This is a genomic window from Enterorhabdus sp. P55 (genome assembly GCF_009911695.1).
In the GTDB taxonomy this organism is placed as follows: Bacteria; Actinomycetota; Coriobacteriia; order Coriobacteriales; family Eggerthellaceae; genus Enterorhabdus.
The window spans coordinates 21,899-38,796 of record NZ_QWKK01000012.1 but is presented as its reverse complement, the minus strand read 5'-3'; the positions used below and the strand labels follow the sequence as shown (position 1 = coordinate 38,796).

General features: G+C 67.2%; 11 protein-coding genes. 1 reads left to right on the top strand and 10 read right to left on the bottom strand.

Annotated elements, in window-relative coordinates:
• Nucleotides 1-210 precede the first annotated feature (210 nt).
• Entirely contained in the window at nt 211-873 is a 663-nt protein-coding gene (locus D1643_RS02455; RefSeq protein ID WP_160708266.1) for an OFA family MFS transporter, read from the top strand.
• Nucleotides 874-1,304: 431 nt separating this feature from the next.
• Here D1643_RS02455 and D1643_RS02450 read toward each other — a convergent pair whose 3' ends face one another.
• From D1643_RS02450 to D1643_RS02405, 10 genes are all read right to left on the bottom strand, one after another.
• Entirely contained in the window at nt 1,305-2,120 is an 816-nt protein-coding gene (locus tag D1643_RS02450; RefSeq protein WP_160708264.1) for a 4Fe-4S dicluster domain-containing protein, read from the bottom strand.
• 1 nt (nt 2,121) lies between these two features.
• Nucleotides 2,122-4,740, bottom strand: a complete 2,619-nt coding sequence (locus tag D1643_RS02445) for a molybdopterin-dependent oxidoreductase (protein ID WP_160708262.1) — start codon at nt 4,738-4,740, stop codon at nt 2,122-2,124.
• A gap of 156 nt (nt 4,741-4,896) precedes the next feature.
• Entirely contained in the window at nt 4,897-5,082 is a 186-nt protein-coding gene (locus D1643_RS02440; protein WP_160708260.1) for a hypothetical protein, read from the bottom strand.
• A gap of 80 nt (nt 5,083-5,162) precedes the next feature.
• Nucleotides 5,163-5,522, bottom strand: a complete 360-nt coding sequence (locus D1643_RS02435) for an oxidoreductase (RefSeq protein WP_160708258.1) — start codon at nt 5,520-5,522, stop codon at nt 5,163-5,165.
• Nucleotides 5,523-5,525: 3 nt separating this feature from the next.
• Nucleotides 5,526-8,102: a molybdopterin-dependent oxidoreductase gene (locus D1643_RS02430; RefSeq protein ID WP_160708256.1), complete on the bottom strand. Its 2,577-nt coding sequence runs from the start codon at nt 8,100-8,102 to the stop codon at nt 5,526-5,528.
• Nucleotides 8,103-8,251: 149 nt separating this feature from the next.
• Nucleotides 8,252-9,538, bottom strand: a complete 1,287-nt coding sequence (locus D1643_RS02425; RefSeq protein WP_160708254.1) for an MFS transporter — start codon at nt 9,536-9,538, stop codon at nt 8,252-8,254.
• A gap of 109 nt (nt 9,539-9,647) precedes the next feature.
• Nucleotides 9,648-10,958 (bottom strand): MFS transporter, encoded by a 1,311-nt coding sequence (locus tag D1643_RS02420; protein ID WP_160708252.1) that lies wholly within the window; start codon nt 10,956-10,958, stop codon nt 9,648-9,650.
• Between the two features lie 283 nt (nt 10,959-11,241).
• On the bottom strand, nt 11,242-13,794 hold the full coding sequence (locus D1643_RS02415; RefSeq protein ID WP_160708250.1) for a molybdopterin-dependent oxidoreductase: 2,553 nt from the start codon (nt 13,792-13,794) through the stop codon (nt 11,242-11,244).
• Nucleotides 13,795-13,928: 134 nt separating this feature from the next.
• Nucleotides 13,929-14,267 (bottom strand): 4Fe-4S dicluster domain-containing protein, encoded by a 339-nt coding sequence (locus D1643_RS02410; RefSeq protein WP_160708248.1) that lies wholly within the window; start codon nt 14,265-14,267, stop codon nt 13,929-13,931.
• Entirely contained in the window at nt 14,268-16,808 is a 2,541-nt protein-coding gene (locus tag D1643_RS02405; protein ID WP_160708246.1) for a molybdopterin-dependent oxidoreductase, read from the bottom strand. It abuts the gene before it with no gap.
• Between the last annotated feature and the right edge of the window lie 90 nt (nt 16,809-16,898).

The following is a 16,898-nucleotide window of genomic DNA, read 5'->3' as shown; positions in this document are numbered from 1 at the left end:
GACGCGCGGCGCGGCGGGCGCGGGGGAGGGGCGGGCGGCCTGGGCGAGGGCGGCGAAGTCGGGGGCGCGTCGACGGGCGGGGCAGCCAGAGCCGGAGGCGGGGCAGTGGTCGCAGAGGCAGGTCCAGCCGCCATCGCGGTGGCCAGAGTGACCGGAGCCGGAGCCAGCGCCAGCACGGCGGCGACGGCCAGCGGCGGCAAGGCGACCAGGATGGCCGGAGCCGGCGGAACGGCGGGCGCAGAGGCAACCGGAGCCGTCGGCGGGACGGCAGCGGCCTCCCCCGCCGACGCCACCACGGCTGCCATGCTGCGTGCGCCCGCCTTCTGGGCCTATGCGGCCTGGATGCTGGCAGTCAGCTGCATCGGCCTGGCGGTGATCGGGTCGGCCAACCAGCTGGCCCTCGGCGCCGGAGCCGCGCCAGCCGTCGCGGTGGCGGCCGTCGGCATGCTCGCACTCTGCAACGGGCTGGGGCGACTGCTCATGGGCGTTGCCTTCGACGCGCTGGGGACGGCGGCCTGCACCGTCGTTGACGCGCTCATGCTGGGGGCGGCGGTGCTCCTGCTGGCCGGGGCGCAGGGCTCGGGCGAGGCGGCTCTCGCGCTGGCCGGCGTGGTGCTGGTCGGCCTCGGCGCCGGAGGCACCTCGGTCATCGGGTCGGGATTCATGGCCACCGCCTTCGGCGAGACGCACTACGCCGAGAACCTCGCCATCCTCAACCTGACGCTCATTCCCGCCGCCCTGGTCGGGCCGCTCGCGCTGAACGGGCCGCTCGCCGCAACCGGCAGCTACGGCCCGGGGCTTGGCGCGCTCATAGGCGCCGCCGCAGTGGCAGCCGCCCTGGGGCTGGCTCTGCGCCGGCTGCTGCGCCGATAGCGCGGCTGCGGGAGGCGCCCCGCTGGCGCTCCCCGAAGAGGCGGCCCCCGGCGGTCCCGCTCCCGGCTGGCATCCTCCCGGCGCCTCTCCAGGGGGGCAAACGCGAATTTCTGGCCAATTTCGCTACGTTTTACGCAGTGCCAGCGCCCCCTAGGCGCGCCTCTCGACAACTCGCCATCCCTGACCTGGGGTTATGCCAAAGAGCTCTACCGCCGGCCCCGCCACAGGGGCCTCGCCGAGCGTAAAACGCGTACTTTTTGGCCAGAAATCGCGAAACCGGCAGCGAACGCGGGCGAAACGCGCGCCCCGCGTCGGCAAGCGGGGCCTCCGGGGCGCCCCGACCGTCAAACGCGAAAGCGCCCTCGGTCGGGAAGACCGGGGGCGCCTCGAGACAAGCCGGAGCGCGGGCGACGCGACGCGCGGCCCCGGCGCTAGGCGCGCTCGACGGGGATGTCGCCGAGCGTGCGGTCGATCTCGGTGAGGTCGGCCTTCAGGCGGCGCTCCGCGTAGCCCTCCGGCGCGATGACCACCTCATAGACGTCGGCCGGGACCTGCTCGAAGAGGAAGTCGCCGAACTCATCGGTGACCTGCGACGCCTCGAAGCCCTCCGAGCCCCGCAGCGTCACGGGCGCGCCGATGAGCAGCTCGTCGGCCTCCAGGTCCACCACCGCGCCGGCCACGAAGCGCCGCGGCAGGTTGCGGTAGAACGCGCGCGGCCCGAGCCCCGCGACGGCCGGCAGCGCCTCGGCGCCCTCCAGGAAGTCCGCCAAGTCGGCCTCCTCGCCCCAGAGGATGGCCTCGTGGGCGCAGGCGTCCACGCAGCGCGGCACGTCCCAGCCGTTGTCGAGCAGGTGCGCGCAGCCGGTGCACTTCTGGGCGATGCCCAGGTCGGCGTTCAGGTAGACGGCCCCTTGCGGGCACGCCTCGACGCACGTGCCGCAGCCGGTGCAGGCGTCCGGGTCGATGAGCAGCAGCCCGTCGTCGCGGCGGACGTAGGCGCCGGCCGGGCAGGCGGCAGCACAGGGCGCGTCAGCGCAGTGGGCGCACAGCACCGGCGTGTAGGACACCTTCACCACCGGCACCTGACCGCGCGTCTTCTCGTCGATCCGCATCCAGAACTGGCCCGTCTCGGGCTGGGGCGCCGCATAGGGGCGCCAGTCGTTTCCGCAGTGCTCGTCCTTGCAGACGATCTGGCAGCCGTAGCAGCCGTTGCACTTGGCCACGTCGATGGCAAACACCTTGGCCATGCTAGTCCTCCTTCACGATGCGGGCCGTCGCCACGAGGCCGGCGGCCGGGTCGTAGTCACGCGCGAAGGCCTCGGGGTACTCTGCGGCCAGGGCGGCCACGTCAACCTTCTCGATGCCGACCAAAAAGCCGTTGGTCACCTCGCCCGCGGCGTTCTTGGACGTGGTCGCGCTCGGGCAGATGAGGTTGTTCGCGCCGCCGCGGTCGAGGCCGCCGGCGCCGTAGCGCAGCACGTCGGTGCGGGCGCCGTGGTCCTGGTACAGGACGCCGGGCATGATGCGCTCGGTGACGATGACGCCGCCGAGCACCGCGCCGCGCTCGTTGAACAGCTTGGCCACATCGCCGTCGGCCAGGCCGAGCCGCTCGGCATCGCGCGGGTTCACCCAGATGGGCTCGTAGAGGTAGCCGTCGGGGCCGGCCACCTTGCACGTGGGGATCTCGCGCAGCCAGGGGATGTCGTCGTGCTGGGCGTGGACGCGCCAGCGCGGGTGGTTGGACACGAGCAGGAACGGGTAGTCCTTCGCGCGCGCCGAGGTGATGCGCTCCTCGTGGCCGTCGGCCTCCTCGATCCAGTGGGGCACCGGCCCGCGCACCTTGTCGTCGGGGAAGTGCTCGGCCAGGCCGATGGAGTAGAACTCCAGCTTGCCCGAGGGCGTGCGCAGCGGATGGGCCGCCGGGTCCTTGGCGAACAGCTCCAGGCCCACCGGGTCGTCCTGCCAGTTCTCCTTGGTGGGGAACGCGAAGTACTTCTGCTCCTTGAGCTTCTCGAAGGGGTACTCGTCGAGCGGCACCTCGCTGGTGCGGTAGCCGTATTCGATGTCCTCGTCGATGGTACGACCGCAGGTGAACTTGGCGTAGAGGCCCTCGTATTCTCCGCCGAAGCGCTCGAGCTTGCGGGCTATCTCGCAGACGGCCTCGTAGTCGCCCTTGGCCTCGCCCACCGGCTCGATGGCCTGCTCCTCGTAGACGATCTTGTTCCACTGGCCCGAGAAGATGTCGGCCTGGATGTCCTTGAGCTCGAAGAGGGTGGACACCGGCAGGATGATGTCGGCGAGCAAGGTGTCGTTCTCCATCCAGGGGTGCTGCACCAGGTAGAACTCGATGCTCGGGTCGCGCACCGCGTCCTGGTAGGCGTTGCCGCCGTTCCAGCACGTCTCCCAGCAGGGGGTGTCCGACCAGATCATGTGGATGGGATGGGCGTCAGGCTCGGGGTAGCGGAACTCGAGGAACTGGTCCTCGCGCTTCATGTAGCACACGACGTGCCCGTACCAGGTCATCGGATTGTCATGGGTGTAGCCGCCCAGGATGGCGTCGGGCGTCATCGTCTTGGGGATGAAGTGCTTGGGCGCGCCCATGCGCCAGCCGTGGTAGACGCCCATGAGCGTGGGGTAGATGGCGCTCGGCGGCACGGGGTTGACGCCCTGGAGCACCCACTCGATGAACTTGAACTGGTGGACGCCGGGGTTGCCGAGGCCCTGCATGCCGAGCAGGCACACCTCCAGACGCGCCGGCTCGTGCGAGAAGCACGAGCGGATGTAGCCGCCGCCGTTGCAGTGGGCGATGGACACCTTGTGGCGGCCCCAATAGCGTGCGAGCGCCTTGATGCGGTAGGACGGCACGCCGCACTTCTCGGCAGCCCAGGCCGGCGTCTTGGGAACGCCGTCCTCATGGCCGAGCACGTAGTACTCAAACCAGTCGAAGCCCTCCACGTGGGTGGCCACGTACTCCTTGTCGTAGAGCCCCTCGGTCATCCACACGTAGGCGATGGCCAGCTGAAGGGCCGCGTCGGTGTTGGGCAGCACGGGGATCCACTTGTCGGCGTGCACGGCGTTGGTGTAGTTGACGTCGGGCGCGATGTGGATGGACTTGATGCCGATCTCGTCGAACCAGTAGCACAGGCGGCTCGGCTGCAGGCCACCCCAGCCCCAGGGCGTGGTCTCGGGATCGGCGCCCCAGAACAGGACGGCGTCGCTGTGCTTGCTCACATCCCAGATGACGTTGTCCTGCGGGTTCTGCTGTCCGTGGGTCTCCATGCCCCAGACGTGCTTGGCGCCCCAGTACCAGCCCTCCCAGCTGTCAGGCTGGCGGGCCTGGATGAGGTAGTCGCCCGGCTCGTCCCCCACGTAGTCGAGCATGAGCGACGAGCAGCCATGGGCGCCCGAGACCACCTTGGTCTCTCCGTGGCCCTCGCCCTGGATGAGGATGGAGCGGCGGCCGTACTCACGGCCGATGCGCTCGATCTCGGCGGCGATGAGGTCGGTGGCCTCGTCCCAGCTGATGCGCTCGTAGCCGCTCACGCCGCGGTTCTGCGGGTTGCGCTCGCCCTTCGGGTCCCAGTCCACGCGCTTGAGCGGGTACGGGACGCGATTGGGCGAGTAGGCGCGCTTCTTGTAGGCCAGCGAAAGCGGCGGAAGCAGCGTCTTCATGCCGGGGCGGAAGGTGTGGCCACGCACCTCGTAGCGCCACTCGTTCAGATCCTCGGGGGTGTAGTCCTCGTCATAGTGCAGCGGGCGGATGCGCACCACCTTGCCGTCGAGGACGTCGACGCAGGCCGTGTTGGCCGCGCCGCCGAACCCGCACGACCCGAGGTTCTTGAGCACGGTCTTGTCCTTGATCCTCACAGGCACTCCTCTCTCTTCTCTTCTCCTCCCCTCCCGCTGCTGCAGGAGGGCCTCCCTACGGAAAGCGCCCCCGGCCGTTCTCGGCCGGAGGCGCTTCGGAATCAGCCGACCTGCAGGCGGGCGCCTGGGAAGGCGCGCGCCGCAGCCGGCCCAGGGCTAGCCGCGGGGGCTGCCGGGCATAGGCGGGAAAGGAGGCGGGAGGGCGGCCCCGCATTCGGGGCAGGCCTTGATCGCCTCATCGAGGACGAGTACGTGGCACTGCGGGCACTCGCGGCGTCCCAGCTGGGCGTTCATCTCATCCGCGCGTCCGCAGTCATTGCAGAGCGTGCAGCAGTAGCACACGTCCTCCTCCTTCCCCACGCCCCTGGCGGGGCGTCGCCCGAAGGGGCGGCGGACAGGCCGCCCCTTCCTAGCCGTGGTTCCTACGCGCTCGCGCAGGGGCGCCAGAGCACCTGCTTGGGCTTCTCGAGCATCTTGGCGGCCAGCTCCTCGACGGGGCCAAACTCCATGCAGAAGGCCAGGCAGTGGTGCACGCAGGCCGGGTCCTTGCCCTTGGCCACGCGGTCGGCGCACAGGTCGCACAGGTCCGTCGGCACCGGGATCTTGTTCCAGTTGAAGCAGTCGCCGCCCTCGCCGGAGTCGTCCTTCTGCCACGGGCCGTCGTCGAACACGCGGATGCCCCACTTGCCCACGGGCAGGTCGTGCGTCTCCTTGCAGGCGACGACGCAGGACTCGCAGCCGGTGCAGTACTCGTAATCAACCAAAAGTCCGTATTCGGCCATGGGTTACCACTCCTTCTTCGCGGAATCGACCTTGAACATCTCCTCGACCAGGCCCATGTCGGTGTCGTAGCTCTCCTGAAGCGGGGTGATGGAGCAGCAGTTGCACTTGTAAGGTCCGCCGTAGCCGAGCTTGGAGTTGTAGTGGTTGGACACCAGGTCGTTGACGTTGGAGCGCCACAGGCCGTAGAGGCCCTTCTCGTCGGCATGGTCGCTCTTCACGTAGCCGTTCTGGATGTGCGTGCCGTTCACCTCGAACTCCAGCGGGCCGTCCTCGAGGATCTCGCCAACGGGGATGACCTCGTCGCGGGCCTCGTCGTCAGCCGGCATCTCGGGGAACCACCAGCCATGGTCGGCCTGGACGGTGCCCTTCTTGACGATGGGCGACACCTTGGCCTTGAACTTGGCGCGGCCGAAGTCGTTGGCGATCTCCACCCACTGGCCGTCGGCGACGCCGATCTCGGCCGCGTCCGCGGGGTTGATCTCGATAAGCGGATCGGGATGCAGCTCGCGCAGCACGGGAATCTGACGGTGCTCGGCGTGGAAGGACGCGTAGTTGCGGGCGCCGGTGGTCAGGATGTAGGGGTACTTCGCGGCCAGCTCGGGATCCACGTGCGGGCTGAAGGCCGGCTCCTGGTAGTAGGGCAGCGGATCCTCGCCGTAGTTGGCGTAGGCCGTCGACCACAGCTCCACGCGGCCCGTCGGGGTGAGGAAGCCGGGATGACGGTCGGGGCGCAGCTTGCCGGACTCGTACTTGCGGTAGTTCACGCCGCGCTGGTAGCCCACCTTCTTGCGCAGGGAGTCGAAGTCCATCTTGATGGGGCCGGAGGTGCGGCGCTGGGTGAGGAAGTCCTCGAGGTCCTTGAACATGCGGCCGCCGTCCTCGTCCTGGAGGCACTCCTGGCCGAGGTACTCGCCGAGCTCGATGATGAGGTCCATGTCAGCCTTGACCTCGCCCACGTCGACGGCCTTGTTGACCGCGCCGTAGAAGACGGGCGATCCGCCGTAGTGGGTCATGACGACGTCGTCCTTCTCGGCGCAGGAGGCCAGGGGCAGGAACAGGTCGCAGGCGGCCTCGATGGCCGGGGTGATGAACACGTCGGTGGCCATGCAGAACTCGAGGTTCTTCAGGCCCTCGTACCAGCCGTGGGGCTGCGCGCAGCAGGTGGGCGCGAGCAGCGTGGTCGACTGGATCCAGCCCATGCGGATGCGGTACGGCTCGCCCTTGGTGAGCGCGTCGAACATCATGTCGGCCTGGGCGTTGCGGATGTTGTCGACGTAGAGCGGGTACTCCTTGTAGCCGATGGTCTTGTCGCGCAGCTCCTCAGGCAGGCTGTCCCAGCCGATGCGGCGCGTCGGGCGCGCGGCGTCCTCGGCGGCGTTGTCATCGGCGCCGGCGTCGGCCTTGTCCAGGTTGAACTCCTGCTTCTCGCCGGTAGCAGGCTCGTCGGCCACGCCGGGGGCAGGATCGATCTCGGCCACGATCTGGCCGCCGGGCACGTCGATGTTGCCCGTGATGGCCATGAGGGCCAGTACGCAGTGGGCGGCCTGGTTGCCGTTCTGGTTCTGGTCGAAGGCCAGGCCCCAGGCGATGGAGGCCGGCTTGGCGGTGGCGTAGAGGCGCGCGGCCTTGTAGATGTCCTCGACGGGCACCTCGCAGATCTCGGCGGCCTTCTCGGGGGTCATGCCCATCACCGGGTCGTTGATGCGGGCGGCGAACTCGTCGAAGCCGTAGGTCCACTTCTCCACGAAGTCGTGGTCGTAGAGGTCCTCGTTGATGATGACCCACAGCCACGCCATGGCCATGGCGGTGTCGGTGCCGGGGCGCACGCGCAGGTGCACCACCGAGCGGGTGGACAGCCAGTTGACGCGCGGGTCGACGGAGATGAGCTTCGCGCCGCGCTTCATGAGGTCGATGACCGCGTGGCCGAAGAAGCCGTCGCCGTTGGAGGCCAGGGGCATCTTACCCCACATGACCATGACGCCCGGCACCTGGAAGGCGGGGTTGTCGTAGGTGCCCTCAAGGCCGCCGGCGTAGTCCATCTCGGGATAGTAGGCGCCCAGCACGTGCGAACAGGACATTGAGCGCGGCTGGTAGCACGCGTAGCCCGACTGGGTGTAGCAGGCATTGGGGGTGCCGAGCACGGCCTGGGCCATGTCAGACACGAGGATGCCACCGGAGCGGCCGGTGCCGGAGAACACGGCGATGGACTCGGCGCCGTAGGTGTCGCGGAAGTAGTCGCGCTTCTCCTTGACGATGGCGAAGGCCTCGTCCCAGGTGATGCGCTCCCACTTGTCGGACAGGCCGCGATCCTTCGGGTCGCGCTTCATCGGGTAGATGACGCGGCTCGGGTTGTAGACGTAGTCCTTGAGCGCCAGGCAGCGGGCGCACAGGCGGCCCTTGGTGATGGGGTTGTTCTCGTCGCCCTCGACGTGGTCGATGACGCCCTCGTCGTTCACGTAGATCTTGAGGCCGCATCCCACCGGATGGCAACCCGGCGGCGACCACATGGAGGTACGCACGACGGTCAGGCCGTCTTCCTCGTACTTCCACGGCTTGCCAAGGTCGTTCTTGAATTCCATACCGCTCCTTCCTTTCTCTCCTCCGGCGCGAGACCTCCGCGCCGCCCTTCGACTATAGGGTCCCAGCCGTTCCCGCCGCATCGGGCGGCAGTGCCCAACGTGGCGGAAACTGCCGGGAAACCGCCTTAGCCATGCGGTATTATTCTTGGTTAAGCAACAACTTGATCAGGCACAACGTTGCTTTCATCACAGGCAATCTGCTTGCGGAGCAAGTAGGCCACCCGCACCGTGACAAAGGCCAGGACAGCGATTCCCACGCCCAGGATGAAGGCCGGGATGAAGCTTCCCGTGGTGTCGAACATGCCCGCCACGGTCACGGGGCCCAAACACCCTATGACGCCGGTGCCGATGCGGGTGTAGGCGTAGATCTTCGGGTAGTCGCGGCCGCCGAACAGCTGGCGCACCAGCAGCGGCGTGGACACCGACACGAGCGAGTTCTGCGCGCCGAACAAGAACGCCGACACGTAGAGCACCACCAGGTTGTCGCCGGCGAACACGAAGCCCAGAAGCCCGGCCGCCACGCACACCAGCTGGATGTTCACCGTGAACTGCACGCCTATCTTGTCGTTGAGGAAGCCCACGATGTACTTCTCCACCACGTTGCCGACCATCACGGCCGTCAGCAGCGACGAGCCCACCAGGGGGCTGAAGCCCACGGACTGGGCGAACCCGGGCAGGTGCGAGTTGAAGCCGGCGAAGTAGGCGATGAGGCCGGCGAACAGGAACATGCACCAGAAGGGCACGGTCTTGAGCGCCTGGCGGGCGTCGATGCCGCCGAACTCGTCGGCTGCGGCGGACTCGTCCTCCTCGTCCTCCTGCGTCCAGCCATAGGGACGCATGCCGATGTCCTCGGGGCGCAGCTTGAACACGAACAGCGTCCAGGGCAGCACGAGAACGCCCATCACCACCGCGGCGATGAGGTAGGCCTCACGCCAGCCGAACGTCTGGATGAACAGGGTGAACACCGGCGAGAGAATGGCCCCGCCGATGCCGGAGAACGACATGGCCACGCCCAGCGCGATTCCCTTGCGGGTATGGAACCAGTTGCTGATGAGGATGGGGGCCGGCATGACGAAGATGAAGCTGCCGGCCAGGCCGAACACGATGCCCGACACCCACCACTGCCACGGCTCGGTGTAGAAGCCCATGGCGGCCACGGCGGCTATCACCAGCAGAAACGACACCGAGAGCAGCCGGTTGATGTTGAAGCGGGTGATCCAGCGGCCCACGAGCGGCATGGCGAACACCGTGGCGATGAAGTAGAACGTCAGGTAGAGGGATATCTCCGAGCGGGAGAAGCCGAGGCTGTCGCAGACCGGGACGAAGAACACGCCCGCCGCGTCAAGCACGGCCCCCAGCCCGCCCGCCTGCATGAAGCAGCATCCGATGAGGATGAGCCATGCGTAGTGGACACGGGTACCGAAGAAACTTCTCATGATGAGCACCTGTCTATCGCGCGATGCGCTCCCGCGCATCCTACATAGATAATGAAAACGGGGGATAAAAGCCGTGCGGCGCCTTTCGGCGCCGCACGTTCAGCGAAGGCTAGCCGCGAGACTTCTCGGGCTCTCCCTCGGCCGTCCACTTGTCGCGGAACTTCTTGGCGGTCACCACGGCGACGATCATGCACGCCGCGATGATGGCCTCGAACACGATGCCGCAGCCGTAAGCAGCCTGGAAGCCGCCGGTGAGGCTGGCCACCAGGGCCACGAAGGTGGCGCCGAGGCCGCCCAGCAGGGCGATGGGCATGTTCATGTAGGAGTAGATCTCACCGTAGCGGCGGTCGCCATAGCAGGCGCGGGTGACGAGCGGCAGGCCGACGGACATCATGGCGTCGCCGGTGCCGATGCAGAAGCCGGCGATGATCATCGGAACCATGTTGTCGCCCATGAAGGCCACCATGAGCGCAAAGCCGATGGCGGACACGACGGCGAAGCCGACCATGGCGTTCTTGATGCCGATCTTGTCAGCCAGGGTGCCCAGGGTGATCTTGCCGAGGATGTTGCCGACAGCGGCGGCGGAGATCATCGTCGCGCCGAGCATGGCCAGCTCAGGACCGCCCACGGACTGCACCGCGGTGGGCATCAGGGACTTGTAGCCGCCGCCCAGCGAGATCAGGCCGGCGCCGATGAGGATGGCCCAGAAGGCGATGGTGCCCAGGGCGAACTTGCCGCTGACGCCGACGGCCTTGGGCTTCTCGCCCTCGGCGGCCTCCTTCTCGATGCCCCACGGCTGCAGGCCCACGTCCTCAGGACGCGTGCGGAAGAAGAAGAACGCGGGGATGAGGATGAGCACAGCGGCGATGACGGCCTCGACGGTGAAGCCGAACTTGTAGCCCTCAGCCTTGACGAGGCCGGCGAACACCGGGGACCACACGAAGGTGCCCACGCCGGTGAAGGCGGACGCGATGCCGAGGAACTTGCCCGCCTGCTTGGGGGCGAACCAGTTGTTGATCAGCACGGAGGGGCCCACCAGGAAGATGGCGGGGCCAGCCAGGCCGAACAGGGCGCCGGAGATGTAGATCTGCCACACCTCGGTCCAGACGTTGAACAGCAGGCAGCCGATGACGATCAGGCAGCCGCTGACGCCGAACAGAATCCGTGCGTCAACCTTGTCGAACAGGCGGCCGCAGAACGGCAGCCAGACAAGCATGACGTACGAATACACGGTCATGAGCAGGGTCACCTGGGTCACGTCGGGCTTGCCATCAGGAGTGACCAGGCCGAAGGCCATGGCCATCGGCGCGAAATAGTTGCCCATCACGTTGAGCACGAGACCCATGCCGCCAGCCATCATCATGCAGACGCCGATGAAGACCAGCCAGGCGCGATGGAACCCCTTCTTTTCTTCAGCCATTTCTTTACCTTTCCTCTTATGTTGCGAAACGAGCATGAGAACGAGTCGTCGGCTTCCCCCCTTCGGTCCCTCGCTCTCCCCCAACCTTTCGCACCCACGCCCTCGCGCGGGTTGCCCGCATTCTGTTCGGATTTGGGGGAAACCGCATGGGGCGAGGGTTCCTATCCTTGGGAAAATTGGGCGGCGCGGGTGATCGGGCGTAGGAAACGAGGGATTAGCCTAGGCTCTGACCTGGGAGGACGCCGATGGTTTTCCGCCGGCGCCCTCCCGTGGCACACGCTGTTTAAGCCTCGACGCCCCGCTTCATGCGCTCCTGCCAGGAGTCCTCCTGGCCATAGGCGTAGGGCTCGCCGGCCACGTAGTCATTGCGGAAACCGCCCTGCTGCGTGACCACCTCGCCCGGAGTGGGCGCCATGTTGTCGGGCGCGCACTTGTAGATCTTGCAGACGATGCTCTTGAACGGGCAGCCGATGCCGCCGGGGCCCGTCTCGTAGGAGGCCGTCAGGTTGTTGATGTTCACGTCCCACATGCCGAAGAGGTTGGGGAACGCGGGCTCCTGCTCGGGATACCACCAGCCGTGCTCGGCGTAGACGTAGTTCGGGTTGAGCGTGGGGTCGATATGCGCCTTCTGGCGGCAGCGGCCCTCGGAGTTCTCCAGCCAGATCCAGTCGCCCTCGTGGATGTCGTACTCCTCGGCGGTCTGGGCGCTTACCTTGACGATGGGGTCGGGGTGGAACTCGCGCATGGTGGCCTGCTGGCGGTTCTCGGAGTGGAAGAACTCATAGGAGCGGCTTCCGTTCACGCAGATGAACGGGTACTCGGCGCGAAACTCCGGGTCCTCAAGCCACTTGACGGAGTGGATGGACTCGTGGTGCTTGGGCCACGGGTCGATGCCCCAGGCGCCGAAGGTGGCGAAGGGCACGAGCTCGATGCGGCCCGACGGCGTGGCGAAGCCCGGCGTGCCGTCGGCGCGCAGCATTCCCTTCTCGTACTTGTAGTACGTCGCGCAGAAGTCGTCGTACTCGTAGCAGCACTTGTCCTCCACGAGCGACTGGAAGCTGCACGTGCCGTCGGCGTGGTGCTTCTTCCAGAAGTCGGTGTGGGCGTCGGGCACCTCCACCATGCCCGCCTTGGAGCGGCCGGCCGACTTGTAGGACTTGCCGGTCTCCGGGTCCACAATGTTGAAGCCAGTGTCCAGGTAGTCCTGGAGCAGGGCGTCGAGCGTGGGCCAGCGCTTCTGGAACAGCTCCGGGTTCATCTTGTTGCCCAGCGCCACGATGAGCTCCTCGTCGGACTTGGCCTCGTACCACTCGGAGACGCTCTTCATGGCGCGCAGCGGGGTCCACCACACGCGCATGGAGTCGCGCTCGGCGGTGGTCTTGAGCGGCAGGAAGATGTCCGCGAAGGCCACGGCCGTCGGCGTCAGGTACGGGTCGGCCACCACGCAGAACTCCACGTTCTCAAGCATCTGGTAGATGCGGGGCGCGGCGTTGCCCGTGCAGGTGATGGCGTTGGCCCCCTGGGACCAGAACATCTTCATGGGGTAGGGCTCGCCCGTCTCGAAGGCGTGGTTGACCGCATCGCAGTCGGCCATGCCGATGAAGTGCACGTAACCGGGGTGCGTCACGTCCACCGTGAGCTTCTTGGCGAAGGTCTCCGGCGGGCAGTAGAGCTGCGCGGTGGCGTAGCCCGGGTTGATCTCAAAGCCGTTGCGCACGAGCAGATTGGTGCCCGGCTTGTCGATGTTGCCCGTGATGGACATGAGGTTGGAGACGGTCTGGCACAGCTGGATGGAGTCGTTCTGCGTGTCGAAGGCCAGGCCCCACTGGATGGCCGCGCGCTCGGCCGTGGCGTAGAAGCGCGCCGACTCGCGGATGAGCTCGGGGTCGAGCTCGCAGATCTTGCCGGCCCACTCGGGCGTGAAGGGCTCCACGTAGGCCTTGAGCTCGTCATAGTAGGCGCACCACAGATCGACGAACTCGCGGTCCTCCAGCTCCTCGTACATGATGACGTGGAGCCAGGCAAGCGCGATGGCCATGTCCGTGGCCGGGCGCAGCGGCAGCCAGTAGGCCGCGTGCGCGCCCCACCAGGTGAGCTGCGGGTCGATGGAGATGAACTGGGTCCCCTGCTGCATGCAGGCCACCAGCCAGTGGCCCAGGTAGCCGTCGGCGTTGGACTTGAGCGGCTCGCACCCCCAGATGACCACCACGTCGGGGCGCACCCACTCGGGGTTGGCGTAGCGGTCGGCATGGCCCTCGGAGGCGTCCACGATGGGGAAGTCGCCGATGGAGGCCGCCGTGCCGCAGGTGCGCGGCAGGTAGCAGGAGTAGCCCGACGACCCGATGGCGCCGATGTTGGGCGTGCCGAGGCACGCGCCGCCGAGGAACGGCACCCAGGACGAGATGTTGCGCCCGGTGCCGTGGTTCACGAAGATGGACTCGCGGCCGAACCCGGCCTCGTCGATGTTGACGCGGATCCACTCCGCGATGGTGTCGAGCGCCTCCTCCCAGCTGATGCGCTCCCACTTGTTCTCGCCGCGCGCGCCAACGCGCTTGAGGGGCCACTTGGGCCGGTCGGCGTAGTTCACGCCCTCCTCCAGGTTGAGGCAGCGCATGCACAGGCGGCCGTTGGCGCAGGGATCGAGCGGGTCGCCCTCGATCTTCTCCAGCTTGCCGTTCTTGGTGTACATGAGCACGCCGCAGGAGGTGTGGCAGCCCGGGGCAGAATAGGTGTAGGTGCGGGTGACGGTGTAGCCGTCCTCCTCCCAGCGCCACTCCCCCGCATGGTAGGCCTCGCGGTCGATGCCGTCGAGGAACTCTTGGTAGTTGAACAGCATGGTGACATCCCCTTCTCTCGTCGTGGCTCTCGTCAGGTGCGGGCCGGAGCGCGCCGAAGGGGGCGACCGGCCCGGAAAGCAGGAAGGCGCGACGGGTTATGCCGCCGCGCCTTCCGCCTCAGGTCAGGAGTGCTTTAACGGGTGAAGAGGGCGCAGCGGGAAGAACCGTCCATCTTCTTGGCCAGGTCCTCCACCTCGCCGTAGTACATGCACCACGCCTGGCAGTGCTGGACGCACATGGGGAGCTTCCCCTTGGCCGTGCGGTCCTCGCACATGTCGCACGCCTTGGTCATCACGGGCAGGTAGGTCCACTCCCAGTGGTCAGCGCCGGTCTTGCCGGCGTACTCGAAAGGACCGGTCTCGGAGAGCTTGATGCCGAACTCGCCCGCGGGCAGCTCGAGGTGCTTCTTGCAGGCCACCTCGCAGGAGTGGCAGCCGGTGCAGAACTCGTAGTTGATCAGGATGCCCTTCATCTAGAATCGTCCTCCCTCGCGCGTCGTGTTGTCATGGGTCCAGGCGAACGGCTCGGTGGCCACGTAGTCGTCGCGGAAGCCGCCGAGCTTCGTCACGACCTCGCCCGGGCTGGGCTCGTTCACGTCATCGGTGCACTTGTAGATCTTGGCCGCGACGCTCTTGAGCGGGTTGCCGATGCCGCCCTGGCCGGTCTCGTAGGAGGCGGTCAGGTTGTTGATGTTGCAGTCGAAGGTGCCGTAGAGGTGCGGGAACGCCGGCTCCTCCTCGGGGAACCACCAGCCGTGCTCGGCGTGGATGTAGTTGGGGTTGAGCGTGGGGTCGATGTGCACCTTCTGGCGGCAGCGGCCCTCGGTGTTCTCGATCCAGATCCACTCGCCTTCCTTGAGGTCGTACTCCTCGGCGGTCTGGGTGGACACCTTCACGAGCGGCATGGGGTGGAACTCGCGCATGGTGGCCTGCTGGCGGTTCTCGGAGTGGAAGAACTCGTAGGAGCGGGAGCCGTTGATGCAGATGAACGGGTACTCGGCGCGATACTCCGGATCCTCCATCCAGCGCTTCATCGTGAGCGACTCCACGTGCTCGGCCAAAGGCGGGATGCCCCAGGCACCGAAGGTGGCGAAGGGCACGAGCTCGATGCGGCCCGAAGGCGTGGCGAAGCCGGGCTGGCCGTCGGGGCGCAGCATGCCCTTCTCGTACTTGCGGTACGTCGCGCAGAAGTCGTCGTACTCGTAGCCGCACTTGTCCTCGACGAGCGACTTGAACGAGCAGGTGCCGTCGGCGTGGTGCTTCTTCCAGAAGTCGGTGTGCACGTCGGGCACCTCGATCATGCCCGCCTTGGAGCGGCCGGCCGACTTGTAGGACTTGCCGGTCTCCGGGTCGTAGAGGTTGAATCCGACGTCCAGGTAGTCCTGGAGCAGCGCGTCGAGCGTGGGCCAGCGCTTCTGGAACAGCTCCGGGTTCATCTTGTTGCCAAGCGCCACGATGAGCTCCTCGTCGGACTTGGCCTCGTACCACTCGCTGACGGCCTTCATGGCGCGCAGCGGGGTCCACCACACGCGCATGGAGTCGCGCTCGGCAGTGGTCTTGAGCGGCAGGAAGATGTCGGCGTAGGCCACGGCGGTGGGCGTCATGTAGGGGTCGGCGACCACGCAGAACTCCACCTTCTCGAGCATCTTGTGGACGCGCGGGGCCGCGGTGGCCGAGCAGCTGATGCCGTTGGCGCCCTGAGACCAGAACATCTTGATGGGGTAGGGCTCACCCGTCTCGAAGGCGCGGTTCACGGCATCGCAGTCGGCCATGCCGATGAACTGGGTGCAGCCGGGATGCACGAGGTCGACGGTGAGCTTCTTGGCGAAGGTGTCCGGATCGCAGTAGAGCTGCGCGGTGGCGTAGCCCGGGTTGATCTCGAAGCCGTTGCGCACGAGGATGTTGGTGCCCGGCTTGTCGATGTTGCCGCAGACGCTCATGAGGTTGGAGACCGTCTGGCACAGCTGGATGGAGTCCACCTGGGTGTCGAAGGCCAGGCCCCACTGGATGGCGCCGCGCTCGGCGGTGGCGTAGAAGCGCGCCGCGTCGCGGATGAGGTCGGCCGGCACCTCGCAGATCTTGGCGGCCCACTCGGGGGTGAACTGGGCCACGTGCTCCTTCAGCTCGTCGTAGTAGGCGCACCAGTACTCGATGAACTCCTTGTCCTGGAGCTCCTCGGTGGTGATGACGTTGAGCCAGGCCAGGGCGAGCGCCAGGTCGGTGGAGGGGCGGATGGGCAGCCAGTAGTCGGCATGGGCGCCCCACCAGGTGAGCTGCGGGTCAACGGAGATGAAGCGCGTGCCCTGCTGCATGCAGGCCACCAGCCAGTGGCCCAGGTAGCCGTCGGCGTTGGAGCGCAGCGGCTCGCAGCCCCAGATGACCACCACGTCGGGGCGCACCCACTCGGGGTTGTTGTAGCGGTCGGCGTGGCCCTCGGAGGCGTCCACGATGGGGAAGTCGCCGATGCCCGCGGCCGTGCCGCAGGTGCGCGGCAGGTAGCAGGAGTAGCCGGAGAAGCCGATGGCGCCGATGTTGGGCGTGCCGAGGCACGCGCCGCCGAGGAAGGGCACCCACGACGAGATGTTGCGGCCGGTGCCGTGGTTCACGAAGATGGACTCGCGGCCGAGGCCCTTGGCGTCCAGGTTGTCGTGGATCCAGGTGGCGATGGTGTCGAGCGCCTCCTCCCAGCTGATGCGCTCCCACTTGTTCTCGCCGCGCGCGCCAACGCGCTTGAGGGGCCACTTCGGGCGGTCGGCGTAGTTCACGCCCTCCACCAGGTTCAGGCAGCGCATGCACAGGCGGCCGTTGGCGCAGGGATCGAGCGGGTCGCCCTCGATCTTCTCCAGCTTGCCGTTCTTGGTGTACATGAGCACGCCGCAGGAATCATGGCAGCCGGGCGCCGAGTAGGTGTAGGTGCGCGTTACGGTGTAGCCGTCCTCCTCCCACTGCCACTCGCCCTCGTGATAGGCCTCGCGATCGATGCCATCGAGGAACTCCTGGTAATCGAATAGCATGTCCCAACTCCTCTCTCATGGGTTCTCTCCGGCGACCGGGCCGCACGCGGGCAGGACCGCTCGCCTCCCCCACCATAGAGAAGCCCCCGC